This is a genomic window from Hydrogenobaculum sp., assembly GCF_049967395.1.
Classification (GTDB): domain Bacteria; phylum Aquificota; class Aquificia; order Aquificales; family Aquificaceae; genus Hydrogenobaculum.
The window spans coordinates 1-17794 of record NZ_JBMFST010000011.1 but is presented as its reverse complement, the minus strand read 5'-3'; the positions used below and the strand labels follow the sequence as shown (position 1 = coordinate 17794).

At 36.5% G+C, this 17794-nt stretch carries 22 protein-coding genes and 1 pseudogene; 7 read left to right on the top strand and 16 right to left on the bottom strand.

Annotated elements, in window-relative coordinates:
- Positions 1-72 precede the first annotated feature (72 nt).
- The 7 genes from ACP5S8_RS02820 to speD form a co-directional block, all read right to left on the bottom strand.
- A complete protein-coding gene (locus ACP5S8_RS02820) occupies positions 73-1080 on the bottom strand; it encodes a molybdate ABC transporter substrate-binding protein (RefSeq protein ID WP_461875601.1) in 1008 nt (335 codons plus the stop codon).
- Between the two features lie 19 nt (positions 1081-1099).
- Complete coding sequence (tetH, locus tag ACP5S8_RS02815; RefSeq protein WP_461875599.1) at positions 1100-1900, bottom strand: thiosulfate dehydrogenase; 801 nt, start codon at positions 1898-1900, stop codon at positions 1100-1102.
- Positions 1901-2020: 120 nt separating this feature from the next.
- Entirely contained in the window at positions 2021-3115 is a 1095-nt protein-coding gene (locus tag ACP5S8_RS02810; RefSeq protein ID WP_461875598.1) for a hypothetical protein, read from the bottom strand.
- A gap of 6 nt (positions 3116-3121) precedes the next feature.
- Positions 3122-4777 (bottom strand): 2-oxoacid:acceptor oxidoreductase subunit alpha, encoded by a 1656-nt coding sequence (locus ACP5S8_RS02805; RefSeq protein WP_461875597.1) that lies wholly within the window; start codon positions 4775-4777, stop codon positions 3122-3124.
- 35 nt (positions 4778-4812) lie between these two features.
- Positions 4813-5472, bottom strand: coding sequence for an RsmE family RNA methyltransferase (locus tag ACP5S8_RS02800; RefSeq protein WP_461875596.1), 660 nt, complete (start codon positions 5470-5472; stop codon positions 4813-4815).
- On the bottom strand, positions 5465-6490 hold the full coding sequence (locus tag ACP5S8_RS02795; RefSeq protein WP_461875595.1) for a DNA-processing protein DprA: 1026 nt from the start codon (positions 6488-6490) through the stop codon (positions 5465-5467). Before ACP5S8_RS02795 ends, ACP5S8_RS02800 begins: the two co-directional genes overlap by 8 nt.
- Positions 6460-6864, bottom strand: a complete 405-nt coding sequence (gene speD / locus ACP5S8_RS02790; protein WP_461871052.1) for an adenosylmethionine decarboxylase — start codon at positions 6862-6864, stop codon at positions 6460-6462. The genes ACP5S8_RS02795 and speD overlap by 31 nt, the downstream gene beginning before the upstream one ends.
- 212 nt (positions 6865-7076) lie before the next feature.
- Between speD and gspD the strand changes: the two genes are divergently transcribed.
- The 7 genes from gspD (at position 7077) to ACP5S8_RS02755 (ending at position 12392) form a co-directional block, all read left to right on the top strand.
- On the top strand, positions 7077-9059 hold the full coding sequence (gene gspD / locus ACP5S8_RS02785; RefSeq protein WP_461875594.1) for a type II secretion system secretin GspD: 1983 nt from the start codon (positions 7077-7079) through the stop codon (positions 9057-9059).
- A 58-nt stretch (positions 9060-9117) separates the two neighbouring features.
- Entirely contained in the window at positions 9118-10089 is a 972-nt protein-coding gene (locus ACP5S8_RS02780) for a lytic transglycosylase domain-containing protein (RefSeq protein ID WP_461875593.1), read from the top strand.
- Positions 10082-10660 (top strand): molybdenum cofactor guanylyltransferase, encoded by a 579-nt coding sequence (locus tag ACP5S8_RS02775; RefSeq protein WP_461875592.1) that lies wholly within the window; start codon positions 10082-10084, stop codon positions 10658-10660. The genes ACP5S8_RS02780 and ACP5S8_RS02775 overlap by 8 nt, the downstream gene beginning before the upstream one ends.
- Positions 10661-10728: 68 nt before the next feature.
- Positions 10729-11352 (top strand): superoxide dismutase, encoded by a 624-nt coding sequence (locus tag ACP5S8_RS02770; RefSeq protein WP_461875591.1) that lies wholly within the window; start codon positions 10729-10731, stop codon positions 11350-11352.
- 15 nt (positions 11353-11367) lie between these two features.
- A complete protein-coding gene (locus ACP5S8_RS02765; RefSeq protein ID WP_461871197.1) occupies positions 11368-11631 on the top strand; it encodes a NifU family protein in 264 nt (87 codons plus the stop codon).
- Positions 11621-11920, top strand: coding sequence for a hypothetical protein (locus ACP5S8_RS02760; protein ID WP_461875590.1), 300 nt, complete (start codon positions 11621-11623; stop codon positions 11918-11920). The genes ACP5S8_RS02765 and ACP5S8_RS02760 overlap by 11 nt, the downstream gene beginning before the upstream one ends.
- Positions 11859-12392, top strand: a complete 534-nt coding sequence (locus ACP5S8_RS02755; protein WP_461875589.1) for a hypothetical protein — start codon at positions 11859-11861, stop codon at positions 12390-12392. Before ACP5S8_RS02760 ends, ACP5S8_RS02755 begins: the two co-directional genes overlap by 62 nt.
- Here ACP5S8_RS02755 and ACP5S8_RS02750 read toward each other — a convergent pair.
- From ACP5S8_RS02750 to ACP5S8_RS02710, 9 genes and pseudogenes are all read right to left on the bottom strand, one after another.
- The gene (locus tag ACP5S8_RS02750; protein ID WP_461875588.1) at positions 12369-13283 is read right to left on the bottom strand and encodes an NAD-dependent epimerase/dehydratase family protein; all 915 of its coding nucleotides are present in this window, start codon (positions 13281-13283) and stop codon (positions 12369-12371) included. The two genes, ACP5S8_RS02755 and ACP5S8_RS02750, sit on opposite strands and share 24 nt — an antisense overlap.
- A gap of 69 nt (positions 13284-13352) precedes the next feature.
- Complete coding sequence (gene rpmB, locus ACP5S8_RS02745; RefSeq protein ID WP_461871044.1) at positions 13353-13544, bottom strand: 50S ribosomal protein L28; 192 nt, start codon at positions 13542-13544, stop codon at positions 13353-13355.
- Between the two features lie 54 nt (positions 13545-13598).
- Entirely contained in the window at positions 13599-14123 is a 525-nt protein-coding gene (locus ACP5S8_RS02740; RefSeq protein ID WP_461871043.1) for an HNH endonuclease, read from the bottom strand.
- A complete protein-coding gene (gene dapB / locus ACP5S8_RS02735; protein ID WP_461871042.1) occupies positions 14120-14908 on the bottom strand; it encodes a 4-hydroxy-tetrahydrodipicolinate reductase in 789 nt (262 codons plus the stop codon). The genes ACP5S8_RS02740 and dapB overlap by 4 nt, the downstream gene beginning before the upstream one ends.
- The gene (locus tag ACP5S8_RS02730; protein ID WP_461871041.1) at positions 14905-15162 is read right to left on the bottom strand and encodes a hypothetical protein; all 258 of its coding nucleotides are present in this window, start codon (positions 15160-15162) and stop codon (positions 14905-14907) included. Before ACP5S8_RS02730 ends, dapB begins: the two co-directional genes overlap by 4 nt.
- Before the next feature lie 29 nt (positions 15163-15191).
- Complete coding sequence (locus tag ACP5S8_RS02725) at positions 15192-15860, bottom strand: 2,5-diamino-6-(ribosylamino)-4(3H)-pyrimidinone 5'-phosphate reductase (RefSeq protein WP_461871040.1); 669 nt, start codon at positions 15858-15860, stop codon at positions 15192-15194.
- Entirely contained in the window at positions 15853-16476 is a 624-nt protein-coding gene (locus tag ACP5S8_RS02720) for a CDP-alcohol phosphatidyltransferase family protein (RefSeq protein WP_461871039.1), read from the bottom strand. Before ACP5S8_RS02720 ends, ACP5S8_RS02725 begins: the two co-directional genes overlap by 8 nt.
- Entirely contained in the window at positions 16473-17474 is a 1002-nt protein-coding gene (gene ilvC / locus ACP5S8_RS02715; RefSeq protein WP_461871038.1) for a ketol-acid reductoisomerase, read from the bottom strand. Before ilvC ends, ACP5S8_RS02720 begins: the two co-directional genes overlap by 4 nt.
- Positions 17475-17572: 98 nt before the next feature.
- A pseudogene (locus ACP5S8_RS02710) lies at positions 17573-17794 on the bottom strand (CZB domain-containing protein); the annotation flags it as partial.

The window sequence follows — 17794 nt, the reverse complement described above, 5'->3', positions numbered from 1 at the left end:
AATAGATGAAGTTTTTATTAGATAGATTAACAAGGATATGGCCCACCCAGTTAGGCGGGCCAATTTAAGAAATTATCTTTGTCCTTCGTAAGGCTTGAAGCCGTAGAATTCAAATACTTTTAGAGCTGCTGGTGTTCTCAAGAAATGCAACCAATCTTTAGCTGCCTGTGGATGTGGAGCTCCTTTTACTTCGGCAGCAGCGTATATAGCTTCATAGTTACATTTTGCTGGTATTGGCACAGCCTGTAGTGGGTTGTGATATTGCTTCATCTGAGCTTCTACTTCAGAGTGCCATACAACACCTGCATCGGCTATGTGTTCCATAATGGCAAGAGGAGTTTGTCTGTGGTGTATTTCTGTCAATATAGCCTTACCATGTGGGCCAAATATAGCGCCTTTCAACTTCTTACCACCGCATTTTTCAAGAGCATCCTCTATTCTTCTTGCTATACCTTCAAAAGCTGGATTTGGCATAACTACTTTTACATCCGGTCTTGCCAAGTCCTGAAGGCTATGTATGTGCTTTGGATTGCCTTTGTAAACTTCTATAGCCAACGTGTTGGTAACGTATGGGGTAAATGTAGAAGCTTCACAAAAACCATCTTTTATACATTTTTTAACACCAAAAGCGCCGCCAGCATATATATCTGGTTTGGCGGTAAATGTCATATCACCTATTGTAAATGTATCGTGGTAATGCTCTATTGTTTGTAAAAGTTTACCTGGAGGTATCGTTATGATAAACACCTTGCCTTTGTATTGAGGATATTCTTTTTCAAAAGCCTTTACAAGCCTTGTAGCTGCAAAATAGTAGTTACCACCTACATACACCACCAAACCATCTTTATTGGCAGCGTTTAGATCACCATGGAAGTCCACTACGTTGTCCACCGGTGGTATTGTAAAGTCAAAGCCCTTGTAAATAGCCGGGTTGTTTTCGCTGTGAACATCTGGGCTTACCACTGGCTTTCTGCTCCATGGTGGGGTGTGTGGTGGCATTTCATAAGGGTTTAAATCTGTGGTTGCAAAAGCTGCGGCGCCTAACGCCATTACACTTAAAGCTAGTAGAGCTTTTTTCATGCTGCTAACCTCCTAAAATTTATTTTGGAAAATCTGCCGTGGTTACATAATGGAAACCTCTCATTTGAAGCTCTGGTATTGTAGCTACTACACCTGGGGTCACAATAGCTTGCGGTATTATATGGTTTGTAAGATCTGCAGAGAGTTCATCGTGGGTCAACTTATGCGGATTTATACCAGCTTTTAAAAGCGCCCCTGCCATTTCCCATGTTTGGTTATGACAAGCCAAAAATACAGCACCTCTTTCTATAAGAGCTTCTACGCTGTTGTCCGCTGGTGAGAAAGCACCAGATTCGTTGGTAGGGCTATCTTTTTCAAGCATACCTGGTTTCATTTTAAGCCATACGTTCTTTTTCAACTTTCCTTTAGTCAAAGGTGTAATGTATGTTTCCCATACATAATCATCGTATATAGCAAAGTGTGCGCTGCCGTGAGTTGCGCTTACACATAGAAAATCTGGATTTTTATAAGACCATATTTGAGCGTTCATAGAATTTCTCATAACGTTTAGCCAAGCGCTGTGTATATCGTAGTTGTCCCATACTTGTTTTGGGCCACCTCTATAATTGAATACTTCGTCCAAAGCTTCCCAGTCCCATTGATTTTTATCTGTTAAAACCATAGGTAGAGACTTGAAATTTCTTCTTCTTGGAGCTTTTGCAAGCCTTTCTGCTAGTTCTTTTAATGTCCTGGCACCCTTTGGTATCAAAGCGCCCACTTCCTCAGCCTTTGCGGTCGCTGGGTTCAAGGCTGAAGCTACCATTCCTGCTCCTAAGCCTAATATGGCTCCTTTCAACACATTTCTCCTGCTTTGATCCATAACGTTTCCTCCTTTTTAGAAAGTTATCTTATAGTTTAACCCTCATAGTGAATATTATATTATAGTTTTTTCTTAAAAGTCAATAAGAGATAATTATATATTTATAAAGTTTTCAAGATTTTAAAAGCCAAAAAACAAAACATAAATAAAAAACGATATTGCAAGAAGAACCAATATGCTAAGAAAAGCCACCACAGGACTTATGAAAGACATAGCAAAAAACAAAACAGGCCCTAAGCCTGAAGAAAACCCATATATAGAACTTATCCTAATCCCTACGTTATCGTCGTTGAACTTAAGCACGGTTATAGCTTTAAAAAATGTCCAAAAAACACCTGTAGCCGTTCCCCCAACAACGGCAAGAAGCATTCCGTAAAAAAATGGATAATCTATACGTGTAAAAAATCTAAACATAGCAAGTAGATATACCATAAACCACAGGAATACTGTTATATAAAAACCGGTATTTTCTTTTTTCCAAATAAAACCAAGCACAAAAGAAGAACCTATGGCAAATAAAAGCCCTAAAAACATAAGCGTATAAACTTCCTTGTTTGACAACAAAAGATAGGTTTTAAGGTACATAGTCATAGAGTTGTTGAAAAATTGAGGAGCTATACTTAAAAAAAGTAAAGAAATAGTATATTTTAAAAAGATATCGTCTTTAAAAATGCTTAGTTTTTGAGCTTTTAGAAAAACCTTTTTGTTGGAATATCTATAAAATAAAAAAGCGCAGGTTATATAAACAAATATACCAAATCCTATAAGCATCTTTTTATCCTTTACAAAAAACATCGATAAAACCGCCAAGAAGTAACCTAAATATCCTAAAATACTGCTAAAAGAAGAAGATATTTTCGGGTCTTTGGTCTCCAATATTGATATTTGATAAAACAAAAGAGCTTGCATATGAACGATAGTAAATAGCATAAAAAATATAGCAAACAGATATTTATTTTCTGTTAAAAGCCCAAAACCAACCAAAAACGTCAAACTAGAAAAAAGAAAAAGCGTATTGACTACGTATATAGGTTTTCTTAATATAAAAACATTTATCAAAACACCTATTAAATTTGAAACACCTATTATAAAAGAATAATCATATATACTTACACCAAACTGATAAAACAAAATAGGAAAAAGCACAAGCCCTAAACCGTTGGCAAGAAAAGACTCTCCAAACTCGTAAAGGGCAAATAGCTTTGTATTGTTCACTTAAACTTAATTTATATAGCTTTTAACAAGCTCTAAAACTTCGTCTTCAAAAAATGGTCTTCCGTCGTATTTGTTTATGTTTGTATCTGGCCTTATGCCATACATATGAAGTAGCCTTTCAAACTGTTTTGTGGCAGAACATTCTACAGCTATAAGCTTTTTACCAGCCACCTCTTTTTTAACAGCCTCTTCTGGGAAAGGCTCAAGATATATCACGTGGACAAATTTTATATTTAAAGCGTTTGCTACTTCTTTAAGTACATGCTTATTTGAACCCCAAGATATAAGACATATATCGGCATCTTTGTTACCAAAAACCTCGTAAGTCTTTTTTGTATTTAAAATATCGTTTTTTAGCTTTTGATATTTTCTAAGTCTTTTATCTTGCATGAGCTTTGCAGTATGTGCATCTTCTATGGTAATGCCAGCTTCGTTGTGTTCATAGGAGTTTGCCTTCACCACAGCATCCTTTGTACCTGGAAACAAAAGAGGCGAGATACCATCTTCTGTATTTTGATAACGCTTGTAAAGCTTTGGATCTCCTTCGTACATTTTTGGTGGTCTTACATCTTTTATTCTGCTACATATTTCATTGCAAGAAGATATATAATAGTTTTCAGCCGCGTTTTTATCGCTTAGGACTATAACAGGTACTTGATATTCCCAAGCCAAGTTTAAGGCTTCTTTGGTAAGAAGATAAGAATCCTCCGCATCGGACACACCCACAACAACCTTACCAAAGTCTCCGTGTCCTGCAAAAATAACAAAAAGCAAATCAGACTGCGCGCTATAAGTAGGAAGCCCAGTGCTTGGACCAGGTCTTTGGGCCTCGTATATTACCACAGGGGTTTCTGTCATACCAGCAAGGCTAAGAGCTTCTACCATAAGAGCAAAACCACCGCCAGATGTACCCACCATAGACCTTTTCCCTGCGTAAGCGGCACCTATAGCCATATTTATAACAGCTATTTCGTTCTCTGGATGTATCACCTTTATACCAAGCTCATCTTTTTTGGCAGCCAACGTATGTAAAACTGACGAAGAAGGAGTCATAGGATAGGCAAAATATATATCAAGCCCACCATCCACTGCACCATTGGCTATAGCATCGTTTCCAGATACTAACTCACCCTTCTTGTCACCGATTGGTTTTAGGTCAAACTTTACCACGCCAGCTTCGTAAGCTTCTTTGTATATAGCTTCGTTCTTGTCTGGTTCTTTTAGTTTTCTTACAAATGGAAGACCCACGTTGTAATCTATGTTTAAAAGCTTTAAAACACCGCCAAATACCGATGTGCTTTTAAAAAAGCTAGGTGCCACTTCCTTAAAAGGCATTACAATGACCTCTTTTGCCTTGCTTATCATGTCTTTGTCAGTAACTTCATTTATTATCCAAAGGGTATCTTCTTTTGCATCTTCGAGGTGTTCTTTTACAGAGCGCTTGTCTGTGGCTATTATAATATCCGCTTTTTTATGGACGCTGTTTATCGGAAAATCAGCTATTCTTATGCTAACGAAATTGTGTCCTCCCCTTATAAGAGATGGATAATCCACATACATAAACACATAATATCCAAGCTCTGTTAGCGCAGAGCATATAAGCCTGCCAGCTTCTTTTATACCAGCTCCAGCCTTTCCTCCAACTATCATTGTTAAATCCATATTTAAACCTCCTTATTATCATTTTATCACAACGCTTACAGCTTACATCTTATCATAAAAACACCTGCAAAGACCGCCAACTCCTCTCTTAATATGTTGTCCCCAAGAGTGTGCTTGTGAAAACCAGCGCTTACCAAAAAATCCACCTCATCTTTGGACAAGCCGCCCTCTGGTCCGAAAACAAGCGTATATTGGCTATCCATTGGTAAAACGTTTTTTGGCTTTTCAAAACTATCAAAAACAATACCGTATCCTCTTATCTTTACATCTTGCAAAGGAATAGGATAGTTTAGCTTCGGCAAAAAAGATGGTCTACTTTGCTTTATCGCTTCTTTTAAAATTTTTTGTAGCCTTTGATACTTTTCTAAAAGCTTAGACCTGTCTTGAAAACTTCTTTTGCAAAAAACAGGGGTTATCTCAAAAACACCGCCTTGTACCGCATAATCTATTATGGTTTCTAAAGTTTGAAGCTTTATAGGTACACACACGTTTGCATAAATTTTTAAGTCCGGTAATTTTGTTTTTTCTTCTAAAAGCTCAAAATCTTGCCCTGTAAACCTAGCTCCGTATATCTTATCTTCTATGACAAGCTCTAAAAGTTCGTTTTTTTCGATACGTAAAACTTTAAAATGCTTTTTATCTTCATCAAAAAGTTCTATTGTGCCGTTCTTCTTAAAAGCAAAAAACCTATGCATTTTTCACAAAATAAGCACCGTCTTTTGATATATAGCCCTCTATTTCAAGCATAGCAAGTTCCATAGTAAGTTTTTCCTCGTCATAGTTTGTCTTTGCCAAGAGTTCATCAAAAGTGCATGGTCTATCAAGACAAGAAAGTATAGGATGTTTTTGGTTTTCTGGCTTTTCAAAAGATAAATCCAAATCTTTAAAAAGATGGGACTTGCTCGTAAAAAGCTTCGCTACATTTTCTCTTATGAGATTTACACAGCCCTCAAACTCTTCTACCGGGTTTCCTACGTAAGCAAAAACTTTTTTGTTTAATTTAAAAGCCCAATAAGCACTTATAAGAGCACCGCTTTTAGCAGATGCTTGCATAACCAAAAGATATTCTCCCAAAGAGGCTATTATTCTATTTCTCATTGGAAACGTATATTTTGAAGGTTTTTCAAAAGGCAAAAACTCCGTCAACAAAAGACCGTTTTTATTTAAAATATTTGTAAAAAGAGTGTTTTTTGCGTATAAAAACCCAAAACCAAGGACAGCCACGGTGGGAATAGAGTTTTCCAAAGCGCTTTGATGGGCCTTTGAATCTATACCGTCAGCTCCTCCTGATACTATAGTTTGTCTTAGTTCGCATACAACGTATTTTGTCATATTTAAAGCGCTCGCAACAGCTTTTCTTGAACCTACTACGCTAACAGATTTTTGAGAAAGTAAAGATTTATCACCTTTTAAAAATATCACAGGGGGAGGGTCTGGAAGGTTTAAGATGTTTATAGGATATATTTCATTTTCATAGGTGATAGCTTCAACGTTTAGTTGTTTTAATTTAACGACAGCGCTATTTACATAATCTTTATCAAAATCTTTAGAAAGTATATTTTTAGCTTTGGAGCCGAAGAACGGCTCCAAAGACATTTTATCAGCTTTTAATATGGCTTCGGCACTACCAAAATGTCTAAAAGCCTTATACAGTAACTTGTTGCCTATTCCTTTTACGGATTTTAGCAACAACCAGCTTTCGACATTATCCAAAGCACATCTTTTTCTTTTGAATCTTCTATGATACCTCTATCAAAGACTTTTTTGTCTACATGAGTAGGAGACAAAGAGCTTATTATATAATCCATAGCTCTATAAGCCTTTGATGGGTCTCCACAGGTAAACACATCCACAGTAGCCGTCTTGTGCTCTGGCCACGTATGAATGGATATATGAGATTCGGCTAACAGGATAACTCCCGTAGCTCCGTGAGGGTTAAACTGGTAAAAATGAGAGGAGATTTTTGTAAGTTCTCCTGCTTTTACTGAATTTTCAAGAAGGTGTCTGATATCTTCTTCCCTGTCAATGAGATCAGGGTTAACTCCATAAAGGTCAGCTATAATATGGAGTCCGAGGGTTTTTGCCATTTCAATACCTCCCTTGGTATCAACGCAACAAAAGACATGGAGCAACTAACTTGCTCAAAATTACCAGCGCCACCCACACGCTTTCGGAATTTGCTATCCTGCTCACTCATAAAAATACCTCCAGAAAAAGATAGATTAATCATTATAGCATATTTTTAACTTTGTCAAGGATTTTATATTTTAAAAGCAAAAACTTGTGTATAATGGTTATAATGAATATTTTCAAAAAGATAAATTGTTTGAATATATTTTTTGTTTTATGGATTTTTATAGCGTTTGGAATAGCCCATGGGAAGGAAAACAACAAATATTTCAACAACATGGTGGTACTAAACTTCCAAAACCAAAGTATAGATGATATAGCTCAGTTCATGTCAAAGCTCACCGGTAAGACTATAGTAGTAGGGGTAAAGGGAAATCTTCCTAAGATAACCGTTAGCTCTAAAAAACCCGTAAGCGTAGAAGATGCTTGGCATCTTTTCTTAACAAGCTTAGCTTTAGATGGATACACTGTTGTAAAATATAAAAACTTTTACAAAATACTACCTATAAAAGAGGCATCTTCTTTTAGTACCAATGTAACAAGAAAAGCATTTCCAAGCCCATCCATAGAAACCTACATATACTTTGCCCACACAAACGCCCAAATACTTTTAAACGCTGTAAGACCTTTCCTAAGTCAATATGGAAACGCCACAGTGTATATGCCTTCAAACGCCCTCATAATATCTGATATAGGGGTTTCTGTTGATAAAATCCAAAAACTTTTAAAGAGTATAGATATACCAAATTTAGCTTTCAGCTTAAAAATGTATAAAACAAAGGATACAGACGCTGTGGTAAAAGCCCTAAGCCCATTGGCAAACCCAGTAAGCCAAAAGTTCGGTATACCTATGGTTGTGTCTTCTGTTCAGAAAAGACATTCAAAAAGCGGTTTTGTTTTGGTTTACGCTCCAAAAGCTATGCAAGCCTCTATAAAAGAAATTATACATAAAATAAATAAAAGTGCATATCACTTTAGAAGACATTATTATGTTATACCGCTTCAAAACGCCTCTGTGGGAGAGATGGCAAAAACCCTTGCCAGTCTTTTTGGAAGTGCAAGCGCCATATCTTCTACTATAAAAAGACCAACTCCAACCCTAACTGGTATGCAACCAAATGGCCCTCAAACCCAACCTCAAAATATAACTGTTAATCCAACAAATATTGTATCATCCAACACCCCCATAGGCTCAATATCTCTTTCCGATGGCACAAGAATAGGTTTTGACAGGGCCACAAACAGCGTCATACTTTATGCTACAAAATCCCAATACGAAAATCTAAAAAACCTTATAAAAAAACTTGACGAAAAACGCATTCAAGTTTTGATAGCAGCCTCTGTAGTAGAGGCAAACCTTACCAAACAGCTAACCACCGGAGTAAACTGGCAAGCTTTGGGTAAAAACGGCGGTATAGGATTTAACCCAGCATCACTACAAACCATATATCAAGGGCTTTTATCTGGAAACTTTGTGGTAGGTGTTACAAGCTCAAATAGCATAAGCGCAAACGTAAACGGTAGCACAATTATATTTCCCGATTTAGCAGTATTTTTAAGCTTGTTAGAGCAAGGAAACGGTTTTAAGATCATATCAAACCCAAAAGTACTAACCCTTGATAACGAAGAGGCGATAATAAAAGAGGCTCAAGTATACCCATACGTAACCGGCACACAATACAACATCAACGGATACCCAATATTGACATACGACTATAAAGATATAGGCCTAGAGCTAGATGTTATACCCACAGTATCAAAAGACAACATAAGGCTTGGCATAAATCTAAATCTTCAAGATATTACAGGTTTTACAAATACAAACGTAGCCGGTCAAACAGTCCCAATACCTATTACCACGGATAGGGTTCTAAACTCTGAAGTGGTGGTCAAAAGCGGGCAAACGGTTATATTAGGAGGGCTTGTAAGCAACAACACAATAAAAAATATTAGCGGAATACCAATTCTTCAAGATATACCAGTGCTTGGAAACTTGTTCAAATACCAAAACAGAGAAAACAAAAAAAGTACCCTCTTTATATTTATAACACCTTATATCATAAAAAGCCCAGAACAACTAGCCAAAATTACAAAAGCAAACGAAGCAATAGCTCACAGGATATACGAAAGCGTTAAAAAAGCAAAATATTGATATATATCATATAATCTTTAGAGTTTTAATGTTATCTTAAAATGACGATATATGTATTATGGGTACTAAAAGCTTGAAAAACTACTTAATAAAAGGCTTTGGTATAGGGCTTTTAGGAATACTATTTAGCTCTTGCAGCGCTGAGATTACAAACGCTTCTTTGTATGGAAACAACTACGCTTACAAAAAACCAACATACAACAAACCAATCATCAATTATCATCCTATTTATGGGAACAACCCTCAAGCTTTAAACCTTATATACACTAATGATGTTAAAAAATATATAAACTATTTCGTATACCAAGACAGAGGCTTTATAGAAAGAGGCATAGAAAAAGCCATTTACTACTCTCCTATAATATTGCCAATACTTAAAAAATACAACCTTCCATCGGATTTTATATACCTTCCAATCATAGAAAGCGGATACAATCAATATGCTGTATCAAGTACTGGAGCAGCCGGCATATGGCAGCTAATGCCTCAAACGGCTAGAGATTATGGGCTTGTGGTAAATAACCAAATTGACGAAAGATTTGACATAATAAAGTCCACAGAAGCAGCGGCTCATTATCTCAGCGATTTATACAATCAATTTGGAGATTGGAACAAGGTTTTGGCCGCTTACAACTGCGGTCCTTATTGTGTATCGTCGGTGTTTAAAGAAGACCCCCAAGGAAGTTTTTGGGCCTTTAAAAATTCATTCCCACCAGAAACTCAGCAATACGTACCAAAATTTTTAGCGCTTTTAGACATCATAAAAAATGCAAAATACTTTGGTATAAAAATAAAGAAACAATACTTTAACTATACGCTTCACATATATAGACCGGACTCCCCGCAAGAACTTAAAAACATAGCTTTAGCCTACAACGTAAACTACTACCTCTTAAAAAGATTGAACCCTCAAATAAGACAAGATGTAGTACCAGCCGGTGGATACGTTTATATACCATCGTTTGGAAAACCTAATTACGAAGAAGCTTATACAAAAGATTCTATAAGAAGATTGATAGCTGGTGAATAACCAAAGTATAAATATTTTCATACTAGCTGGAGGCCAAAGCAAGAGGTTTAAAGAAGACAAAACGCTTTTTTTACTAAACGATAAACCTATGGTAGAACATGTATTTGAAATATTGTACAGCTTTTCAAAAAATATATATATAGTTTCTAAAAATCCAGAGAAATACTCGTTTATAAAAAATGCAATATCCATTAAAGATATAATAGATATTCAAAATCCACTAAGCGGCCTTTATACAGCATGCGCTTATACAGAAAAACCATTTTTGATAGTTGGTGCAGATATGCCTTTTATACAAAAAGAATTGATAGAGTATATGCTAAAATCTCACAAAAAAGAAGCAACGGTATTCAAAATAAAAGGTTTTTTTGAACCGCTTTTAGCCATCTACAGCCCTTCAACAAAGGATAAGATAAAATATTGCATAGAAAACAACAAAGGGTCTTTTCAACAACTTTTAAATATGCTTGATTTAAACATATTAACTGAAGAACAAGCGAAAAAAATAGATAAAGAGCTTAAATCTTTTATAAATATAAACACAAAGGAAGACATTCCAACGTTTATATAATATTAGTCATTGACTAGTGCTCATAAAAAATTAATTTTTGTTAAAAGCTTAAAACGGAGGTAAAAAACATGAAGTTAGAACCAAAAAACCATCTTAAACCGTCAAACCTAAACGGTATATCAAACGAACAGATAGAGCCTCACTTTGAAGGTCACTACAAAGGTTATGTAGCCAAGTTTAACGAAATTCAAGATAAGTTGGCTGATTTAAACTTTTCAGATAGGTCAAAGGCCAACCAAAACTACTCAGAGTATAGAGAGCTAAAAGTAGAAGAAACCTTCAACTATATGGGCACTGTCCTGCACGAGCTTTACTTTGGCCATCTTACCCCAAAAGGCGCACCTTCAGAAGCTCTAAAGAAAAAGGTGGAAGAAGATTTTGGCTCTTGGGATAATTGCGTAGCTGAACTAAAAGCAGCAGGTATCGCTTTTAGAGGATGGGCTATGTTGGGTCTTGATATATTCTCAGGCAAACTTATGATAAATGGCCTAGACGCTCACAACGTATACAACCTCACAGGCCTAATTCCTCTTATAGTACTTGATACATATGAGCACGCTTACTATGTAGACCAAAAGAACAAGCGCCCACCTTATATAGATGCATTTTTAAACTCATTAAACTGGGACGTGATAAACGAAAGATTTGAGAAAGCTATAAAAGCTTATGAAGCCTTAAAAGGTTTTTGTTGATAGGAGGTATAGCCTATGGCTTTACCAACGGTAGAAGAAGTAGAAGAAGCGTTAGACGAAATAAGGCCAGCCTTAAGATTTGACGGCGGAGATATAGAGCTTGTAAGCATAGAAGAGGACGGGACTATTCTTGTAAGGCTTATGGGAGCTTGCTCAGGTTGTGGTATGTCCACTCTCACACTTAAAGCAGGCGTAGAAAGAGCCCTTAAGCAAAAGTTCCCGGATATAAAAGAGGTGAAGGACGTAAACGCAGACTTAGGATTTAGTTTTGGCTTTTAAAAGCTTAAAAACTTTACTTTTAGCTACTTTATTAGCAAGCTATTCTTTTGGATTTGAGATAAAGCAAGGCCAGCAAGATGTTATGGCTGGCCTCAAACTTCAAATATTTGCTCAAAAAGACGGCGCTGTCACTACCACTGACCATTCTTCCACAAACTTCTCAGTGCAAAATGCCCGTATATACTTTATGGGTAAACTAAACAAAATAGTCGAGTTTGGTGCAAACTTTGATTTTTCAGACAACACCACAATACCACCAGACGGCACTGCAAGAGCCTACACCCCTTGATATAGGTTCTGACATACAAAGCGGCTCTACAAATTCGAAATCCTTTGACACAGACCTTCTGATCGAGAAAAAATTTAAAAGTCTTGTACCAAACCTTCAGATAGGATATTCAAATACAACAGACTTACCATACGGTATGAACATTACCAAATACAAAGTAAAAGCACCCATCAAAGCTACTGGATACTACATACAAACAGCTTTTCTATACGATAAATACATAGGCATAGGGAAACCATCTTTGGCTTTTAGATACGAAACCGATGAAAACACCAACAACTACCAAAATAAGGTAAAAATACATAGGCTTAGCATATTTGCTATTTACTATATAAACGATGAGTCCGCAAAGATATCTTTAGGAGCTGATTTTATAAACCCGGATTCAAATTTAATATACGATACCGCCAATGGACAAACTACTTTAAAAAACTATTGGGATTATACGCTAGCTCTTCAGACTATGTTTTAAAACTTTTGATTTGTAGTTTTCTATAGCCCACTTTAAAGATTCCTCATAGGGTATAGGTTCTTTTCCTATGAGAGGCCAAGGGTCTTGTCCTTGACAAACGTTGTTTTTGTACATCATAAGAATTTGGTCTTTGCTAAAAGGAGGCGGTTCTAATATTTTTTCTACCAAAGCTCCGCTTATATACATCAATGGTTTTGGCAATCTTAATATCAAAGCATGTCTTCCTAAAAGCTTAAAACTGTCTTTTAAAAGCTTATCAAAAGACACAGCCTTTTTGCCGCAGAGCTCTAATATCTTATTCTTTAGATTTGGATCGTCTATAGCTTTTACAAACACAAAAGCAACATCTCTAACGTCTATTGGTGCAAAATAATAAGGCAAAATACCAGGATGAGCCATTATATGAAAATACTTTCCAAAAAAGTCTAAATCTTTGAAAAGTCTTTGTTCAGGCCCTATTATCAAAGAAGGCCTTATAATGGTATAATCTACACCTAAAGACATGAGAAATTTTTCCGCCAAAAGCTTAGTATGATGGTAAATAGAAGGTGCCTCTTCGGAAACGCCTAAAGCACTCATATGAATTATATGTTTTATACCATGGTCTTTGGCCACTTCATACAAAGTCTTTGGTAAAAGATAGTGTATATTTTCAAAGGTTATGCCTTTAGAGGGTTCTTCTACCAATATACCTATAAGGTTTATCAAAACATCAGGTTTTTCTTCTTCAAAAGCTTTTTTAAGGCTATCCTTATCAAAAAAATCCACTAATACATGAGGTTTATCTACTTTTTTACGAGTTAAAAGCTTATAAACATGATTTGTTTTAGATAGCTCCTCAACTACATACTTACCTACGAACCCGGTGCCCCCTGCCACAAATACCTTCATATATTAAAATATAAAATTATTTTTCTTTTTAAGAATGTCTTATATCACAGCTATTTAAAAAATCTTAAATTAAACTGCCTTTACCACCTTTCCGGCTTTTAGGCACTTGGTACATACCATAACGCGTCTTACTGACCCATCTGGCATTCTTATCTTAACCCTTTGTAGGTTTGGTTTGAATACACGGGAATTTCTTTCTGCTGAGAATGTTACACTCTTACCGTAAACAGGTTTTTTATTACAAACAAAACATGCCGCCATACCATAACTCCTTTACAAATGTTTTAAGCTAATATTATAGCATAAAACCAAAACTCAAGAAATCTCTTTTAAATATTGATAGCAATAAGGCTTTATAATATTTAGCGTAGTTTCATCGATTTTCTTAAGATGTTCTTTTAAAAGAAGCGTAAAATATTGAGGCTTATGGGGCTTTATGTAAACCGGCATTATGATATTGTCAGATTTCTTTGCATTGCAAGACTCACAAGCTGTGACAAGGTTATCCCAAGTCCATTTACCCCCTTTTGACACCGGGACTATGTGGTCTACCGTAATCTCACTATCATCGCACACCTTGCCGCAATAACCACAGGTAAAGTTATCCCTCACATATACGTTGTAACGAGTAGGTATATTTTTATAAAAAGTTTTTGACAAGGCGTTGGTTTTAAGCACTATAGGTACTTTGTAGGTTTTGTAGGTGGACCTTATTACAGCCTCTGGATGATATTCTAGCACCGTAGCCCTTTGCGTATACTCTAACAAGAAAGATTTTCTATAATCAAGTAGTGTCAAGGGCTTGTAAGTCCTATCCAACAGAAGGCTATACAGCTTCATAAGCCGAGCACATCAAACATCGAATAAAAGCCTGCGGGTTTTCCGAAAACCCATTTGGCAGCTTCTAAAGAGCCCTTGGCGAATATCCTTCTATCCGTGGCTCTATGAGTAAGCTCCAGCCTTTCCCCCATACCAAACATATAAACAGTATGTTCACCCACCACATCTCCTCCTCTTATAGCAAAAACGCCCACTTCGTTATCCTGTCTTGGTGCTAACCCTTCTCTTCCAAATGTTTCTTTTACATTCTGAATCTCTTTTTTAACTATTTCCAAAAGCCTTAAAGCAGTTCCAGAAGGTGCATCTTTTTTAAAACGATGGTGAATTTCGGATATCTCTATATCGTACCCTTTATTTTGTAAAGCTTTTGTAGCTATTTCTAAAAGTTTGAAGAGTACATTTACCCCAAGACTCATATTTGGAGAAAACACTATGGGCACTGACTTAGAAAATTCTCTTATCTGGTCTAGTTGATGCTGGTCAAACCCGGTAGTACCTATTACAATAGGTTTTCCATGCTTTTTGCACACAAGGGCATTTTCTATAGCCGTGTCTACATTGCCAGTAAACTCTATAACGACATCCACATAATCGATAACGTCTTCCAAACTAGATGATACATGCTCTAAAGCAAAGACTTTATCTTTGATAAGTTCTTCTTTGTCTATTCCTGCTTTTACAGCTAAGTCTTGATAGCTTTTAGAAACTTCTATAATGCTACTACCCATGCGACCCAAAAAGCCGCATAAGGCAATAGAAACAAAATTAGAAGAATCTTTTGTCATTCTTCTCCTTCGCCCATAATGAGGTCTTCAAGCTCGTTTACAGCTTCTACAGCTTGATCTGGTGGTACTACTCCAGGGTATAGGGCTACGTTAACTCCAGAGGTAAAAAGCATTTTAGCTACAATCTCTTGAAGTTTTTCAAGCTCTTCAGGGCTTATCTCCTCCCTAATACTTTGCTCCACGTCTTTGTTTGTAAGAAACAACCCTACTATGCTGAAGGGCACTGCGTAATAACCTTCTTGATTTTCTTCCATCTTAAATACCTCCAAAATTTATACCTTTATTATACCACTTCCCATTCGGTGATGAGATGATATCCTCTCTTAAAATGCGCCCTAAGCCTTAGATGAAGTATATTGTTCAAGGTCTTAAAACCCTCTCCGCCCACCAACGTAGGAACATTTTCACCACCAACAATTACAGGAAGATGTATAATACGAACCTCGTTTACGGCTTTTAACTTACAAAGCTCCCAATTTATAGAAGAACCACCTTCCACCATCAAGCTCTTAATATCTTTTTCTTTTAGCTTTTTTAACAAAAGCTCAAAATCTACGAGATAATCCCCTACCACAAGCACTTCTACACCCATTTCTGTAAGTTTTTTGATTTTTTCTTCTGGGGCTCTTTTGGTAGTAGCTATGATTGTGTGAGCATCCTTTGATAAAACGTTTGCATCAAAAGGTATATTGGCAGTAGAACAAGGAATTACCCTTATGGGATTTTTACCTTTTACATATCTTACTGTTAGACTTGGATTGTCTGTCCTTATAGTCTCGCAGCCCACCATTATGGCATCAACCTTCGCTCTGACCTCATGAAGATATCTATAAGCCTCATCATCCATAAGAGTCATAAGCTCTTTAGAAGAAGCCCCCCTATACAGCGTTAACTTACCATCTAACGTTAGCTCTGATACTATTATCACATAAGGTTTATCTTGGTTATTCATAATCCTTCCCGTATTTCTTTAAAAGGTATAAGATTCTTATTAAAAGCGAACCAAACGTAAATAGTACTATAAGCTTTATACCAAGGTGCAGTCCAAAAATAGGGTTTATGCGCTCTAATATACTAAAAAATACTATACTTATATGAGTCTCTGGCCTACCGAAAAAGCCTATACCTTCTAAAGGGTCATCTATTTTCCCCTTTTGTCTTTCGGAAAAACCAATCTCAGCATATACCACTGGTTTTATAAAAGTATGAAGCATAGAAAATGTAATAGCACTTATAGCTATAAAAGGAGAACCGTAAGAAAAACCTATGCTCCCAAGTATAAAACCGTCCACAGTTTTATCTGCTATCCAATCAAAAGCTGCTCCAAACTTTGAAGCTTTATCTTCAAGCCTTGCCACCACGCCATCCATTAAATCTAAAAATCCAGATATTATAAGAAAAGATGCGCCAGTAAGAGGTTTATGTATATAAAAAAAGTAAGCGCTTGTAAGACCAAAGGCCAAAGACAAAAGCGTTATAACGTTTGGGGACATGTGCATCTTAACAAACACATGCCCCATTGGAGCATACAGCTTTTTAAGCTTATAACGTTTTTTGGTAAGATTCATTTTAACTCTTTACCAGACAACCAAGGCATCATTTGCCTTAACTCTTTACCAACTTTTTCCACCAGATGCTCTTTGTCCTTGTTTAAAAGTGCGTTGTAAACAGGTCTGTTGGCTTGATTTTCCAATATCCATTCTCTAGCAAATTCACCGTCTTGAATCTCTTTTAGCATTTGCTTCATAAGAGGTTTTACCGCTTCGTATATCCTAGCGCCTCTTGTCACGTCACCGTACTTTGCTGTATCTGATATAGAGTATCTCATTCCAGCTATGCCGTGTTGATATATAAGGTCCACTATTAGTTTCAACTCGTGAAGACATTCAAAATAGGCCATTTCAGGCTGATAGCCAGCTTCTACAAGAGTTTCAAATCCAGCCTTTATAAGAGCCGTGGCACCACCACAAAGCACCGCTTGCTCACCAAATAAGTCTGTCTCGGTCTCTTCTCTAAAAGTGGTTTCTATAACACCAGCCCTTGTGGCACCGATTCCTTTAGCATAAGCTAGGGCTATATCTCTGCAAGAACCTGTAGCATCTTGGTGTATAGATACAAGAGCAGGTACGCCCTTACCCTCTTCATACATCCATCTTACCAAGTGTCCTGGACCTTTTGGAGCCACCATAAACACATCTACATCTTTTGGGGGTACTATTTGGCCAAAATGTATGTTAAAACCATGAGCAAAAGCTATAGCTTTACCCGGTGTTAAATTAGGCTCTATACATTCTTTGTAAACAGCCGGTTGCACTGTATCTGGTGTTAATATCATAATTACATCTGCTTCTTGAGTTGCCCTAGATGTAGTATATACGCTAAAACCATCTTCCATAGCTATTTTTCTATGTGGGCTTTTATCATCCAAAGCCACTATAACCCTTATACCGCTATCTCTTAAGTTTAGAGCATGAGCATGTCCCTGAGAACCATAACCCACTATAGCTACAGTTTTCATAGCTAAGATACCCAAGGATGCATCTTCATCGTAGTAAATTTTTGCCATTTATTTTACCTCCAAATAAGCTAATAATTTTATTTTAACCCATATAAGATGTTTTAGTTATAAGAAATTGTTATTTTTATTTCAAAATATGATTTTATTCAATTTTGTGACATGCTAGACACCAAACTTGCTATTGTATCCACAAGCACACTACTTTTTGATGCCAGCTCTGTAATCAACAGCTTTAATTCATACTCATTTTCACAACGAAGACAGCTTTCTGCAATCTGATGAAAATCTCTGTGAATATCTCCTAATCTTTTAAAGATTCTATGCACCGTTTCTCCATAAGTATTTAATATATATTTATCGTCCAAGCT

Excerpts from the sequence above, each read along its gene's own strand:
- ACP5S8_RS02820 (WP_461875601.1), bottom strand. The coding sequence starts at position 1,080 with ATGAAAAAAGCTCTACTAGCTTTAAGTGTAATGGCGTTAGGCGCCGCA.
- tetH (WP_461875599.1), bottom strand. The coding sequence starts at position 1,900 with ATGGATCAAAGCAGGAGAAATGTGTTGAAAGGAGCCATATTAGGCTTA.
- ACP5S8_RS02805 (WP_461875597.1), bottom strand. The coding sequence starts at position 4,777 with ATGGATTTAACAATGATAGTTGGAGGAAAGGCTGGAGCTGGTATAAAA.
- ACP5S8_RS02800 (WP_461875596.1), bottom strand. The coding sequence starts at position 5,472 with ATGCATAGGTTTTTTGCTTTTAAGAAGAACGGCACAATAGAACTTTTT.
- speD (WP_461871052.1), bottom strand. The coding sequence starts at position 6,864 with ATGGCAAAAACCCTCGGACTCCATATTATAGCTGACCTTTATGGAGTT.
- gspD (WP_461875594.1), top strand. The coding sequence starts at position 7,077 with ATGAATATTTTCAAAAAGATAAATTGTTTGAATATATTTTTTGTTTTA.
- ACP5S8_RS02780 (WP_461875593.1), top strand. The coding sequence starts at position 9,118 with ATGGGTACTAAAAGCTTGAAAAACTACTTAATAAAAGGCTTTGGTATA.
- ACP5S8_RS02770 (WP_461875591.1), top strand. The coding sequence starts at position 10,729 with ATGAAGTTAGAACCAAAAAACCATCTTAAACCGTCAAACCTAAACGGT.
- ACP5S8_RS02765 (WP_461871197.1), top strand. The coding sequence starts at position 11,368 with ATGGCTTTACCAACGGTAGAAGAAGTAGAAGAAGCGTTAGACGAAATA.
- ACP5S8_RS02750 (WP_461875588.1), bottom strand. The coding sequence starts at position 13,283 with ATGAAGGTATTTGTGGCAGGGGGCACCGGGTTCGTAGGTAAGTATGTA.
- rpmB (WP_461871044.1), bottom strand. The coding sequence starts at position 13,544 with ATGGCGGCATGTTTTGTTTGTAATAAAAAACCTGTTTACGGTAAGAGT.
- ACP5S8_RS02740 (WP_461871043.1), bottom strand. The coding sequence starts at position 14,123 with ATGAAGCTGTATAGCCTTCTGTTGGATAGGACTTACAAGCCCTTGACA.
- dapB (WP_461871042.1), bottom strand. The coding sequence starts at position 14,908 with ATGACAAAAGATTCTTCTAATTTTGTTTCTATTGCCTTATGCGGCTTT.
- ACP5S8_RS02730 (WP_461871041.1), bottom strand. The coding sequence starts at position 15,162 with ATGGAAGAAAATCAAGAAGGTTATTACGCAGTGCCCTTCAGCATAGTA.
- ACP5S8_RS02725 (WP_461871040.1), bottom strand. The coding sequence starts at position 15,860 with ATGAATAACCAAGATAAACCTTATGTGATAATAGTATCAGAGCTAACG.
- ACP5S8_RS02720 (WP_461871039.1), bottom strand. The coding sequence starts at position 16,476 with ATGAATCTTACCAAAAAACGTTATAAGCTTAAAAAGCTGTATGCTCCA.
- ilvC (WP_461871038.1), bottom strand. The coding sequence starts at position 17,474 with ATGGCAAAAATTTACTACGATGAAGATGCATCCTTGGGTATCTTAGCT.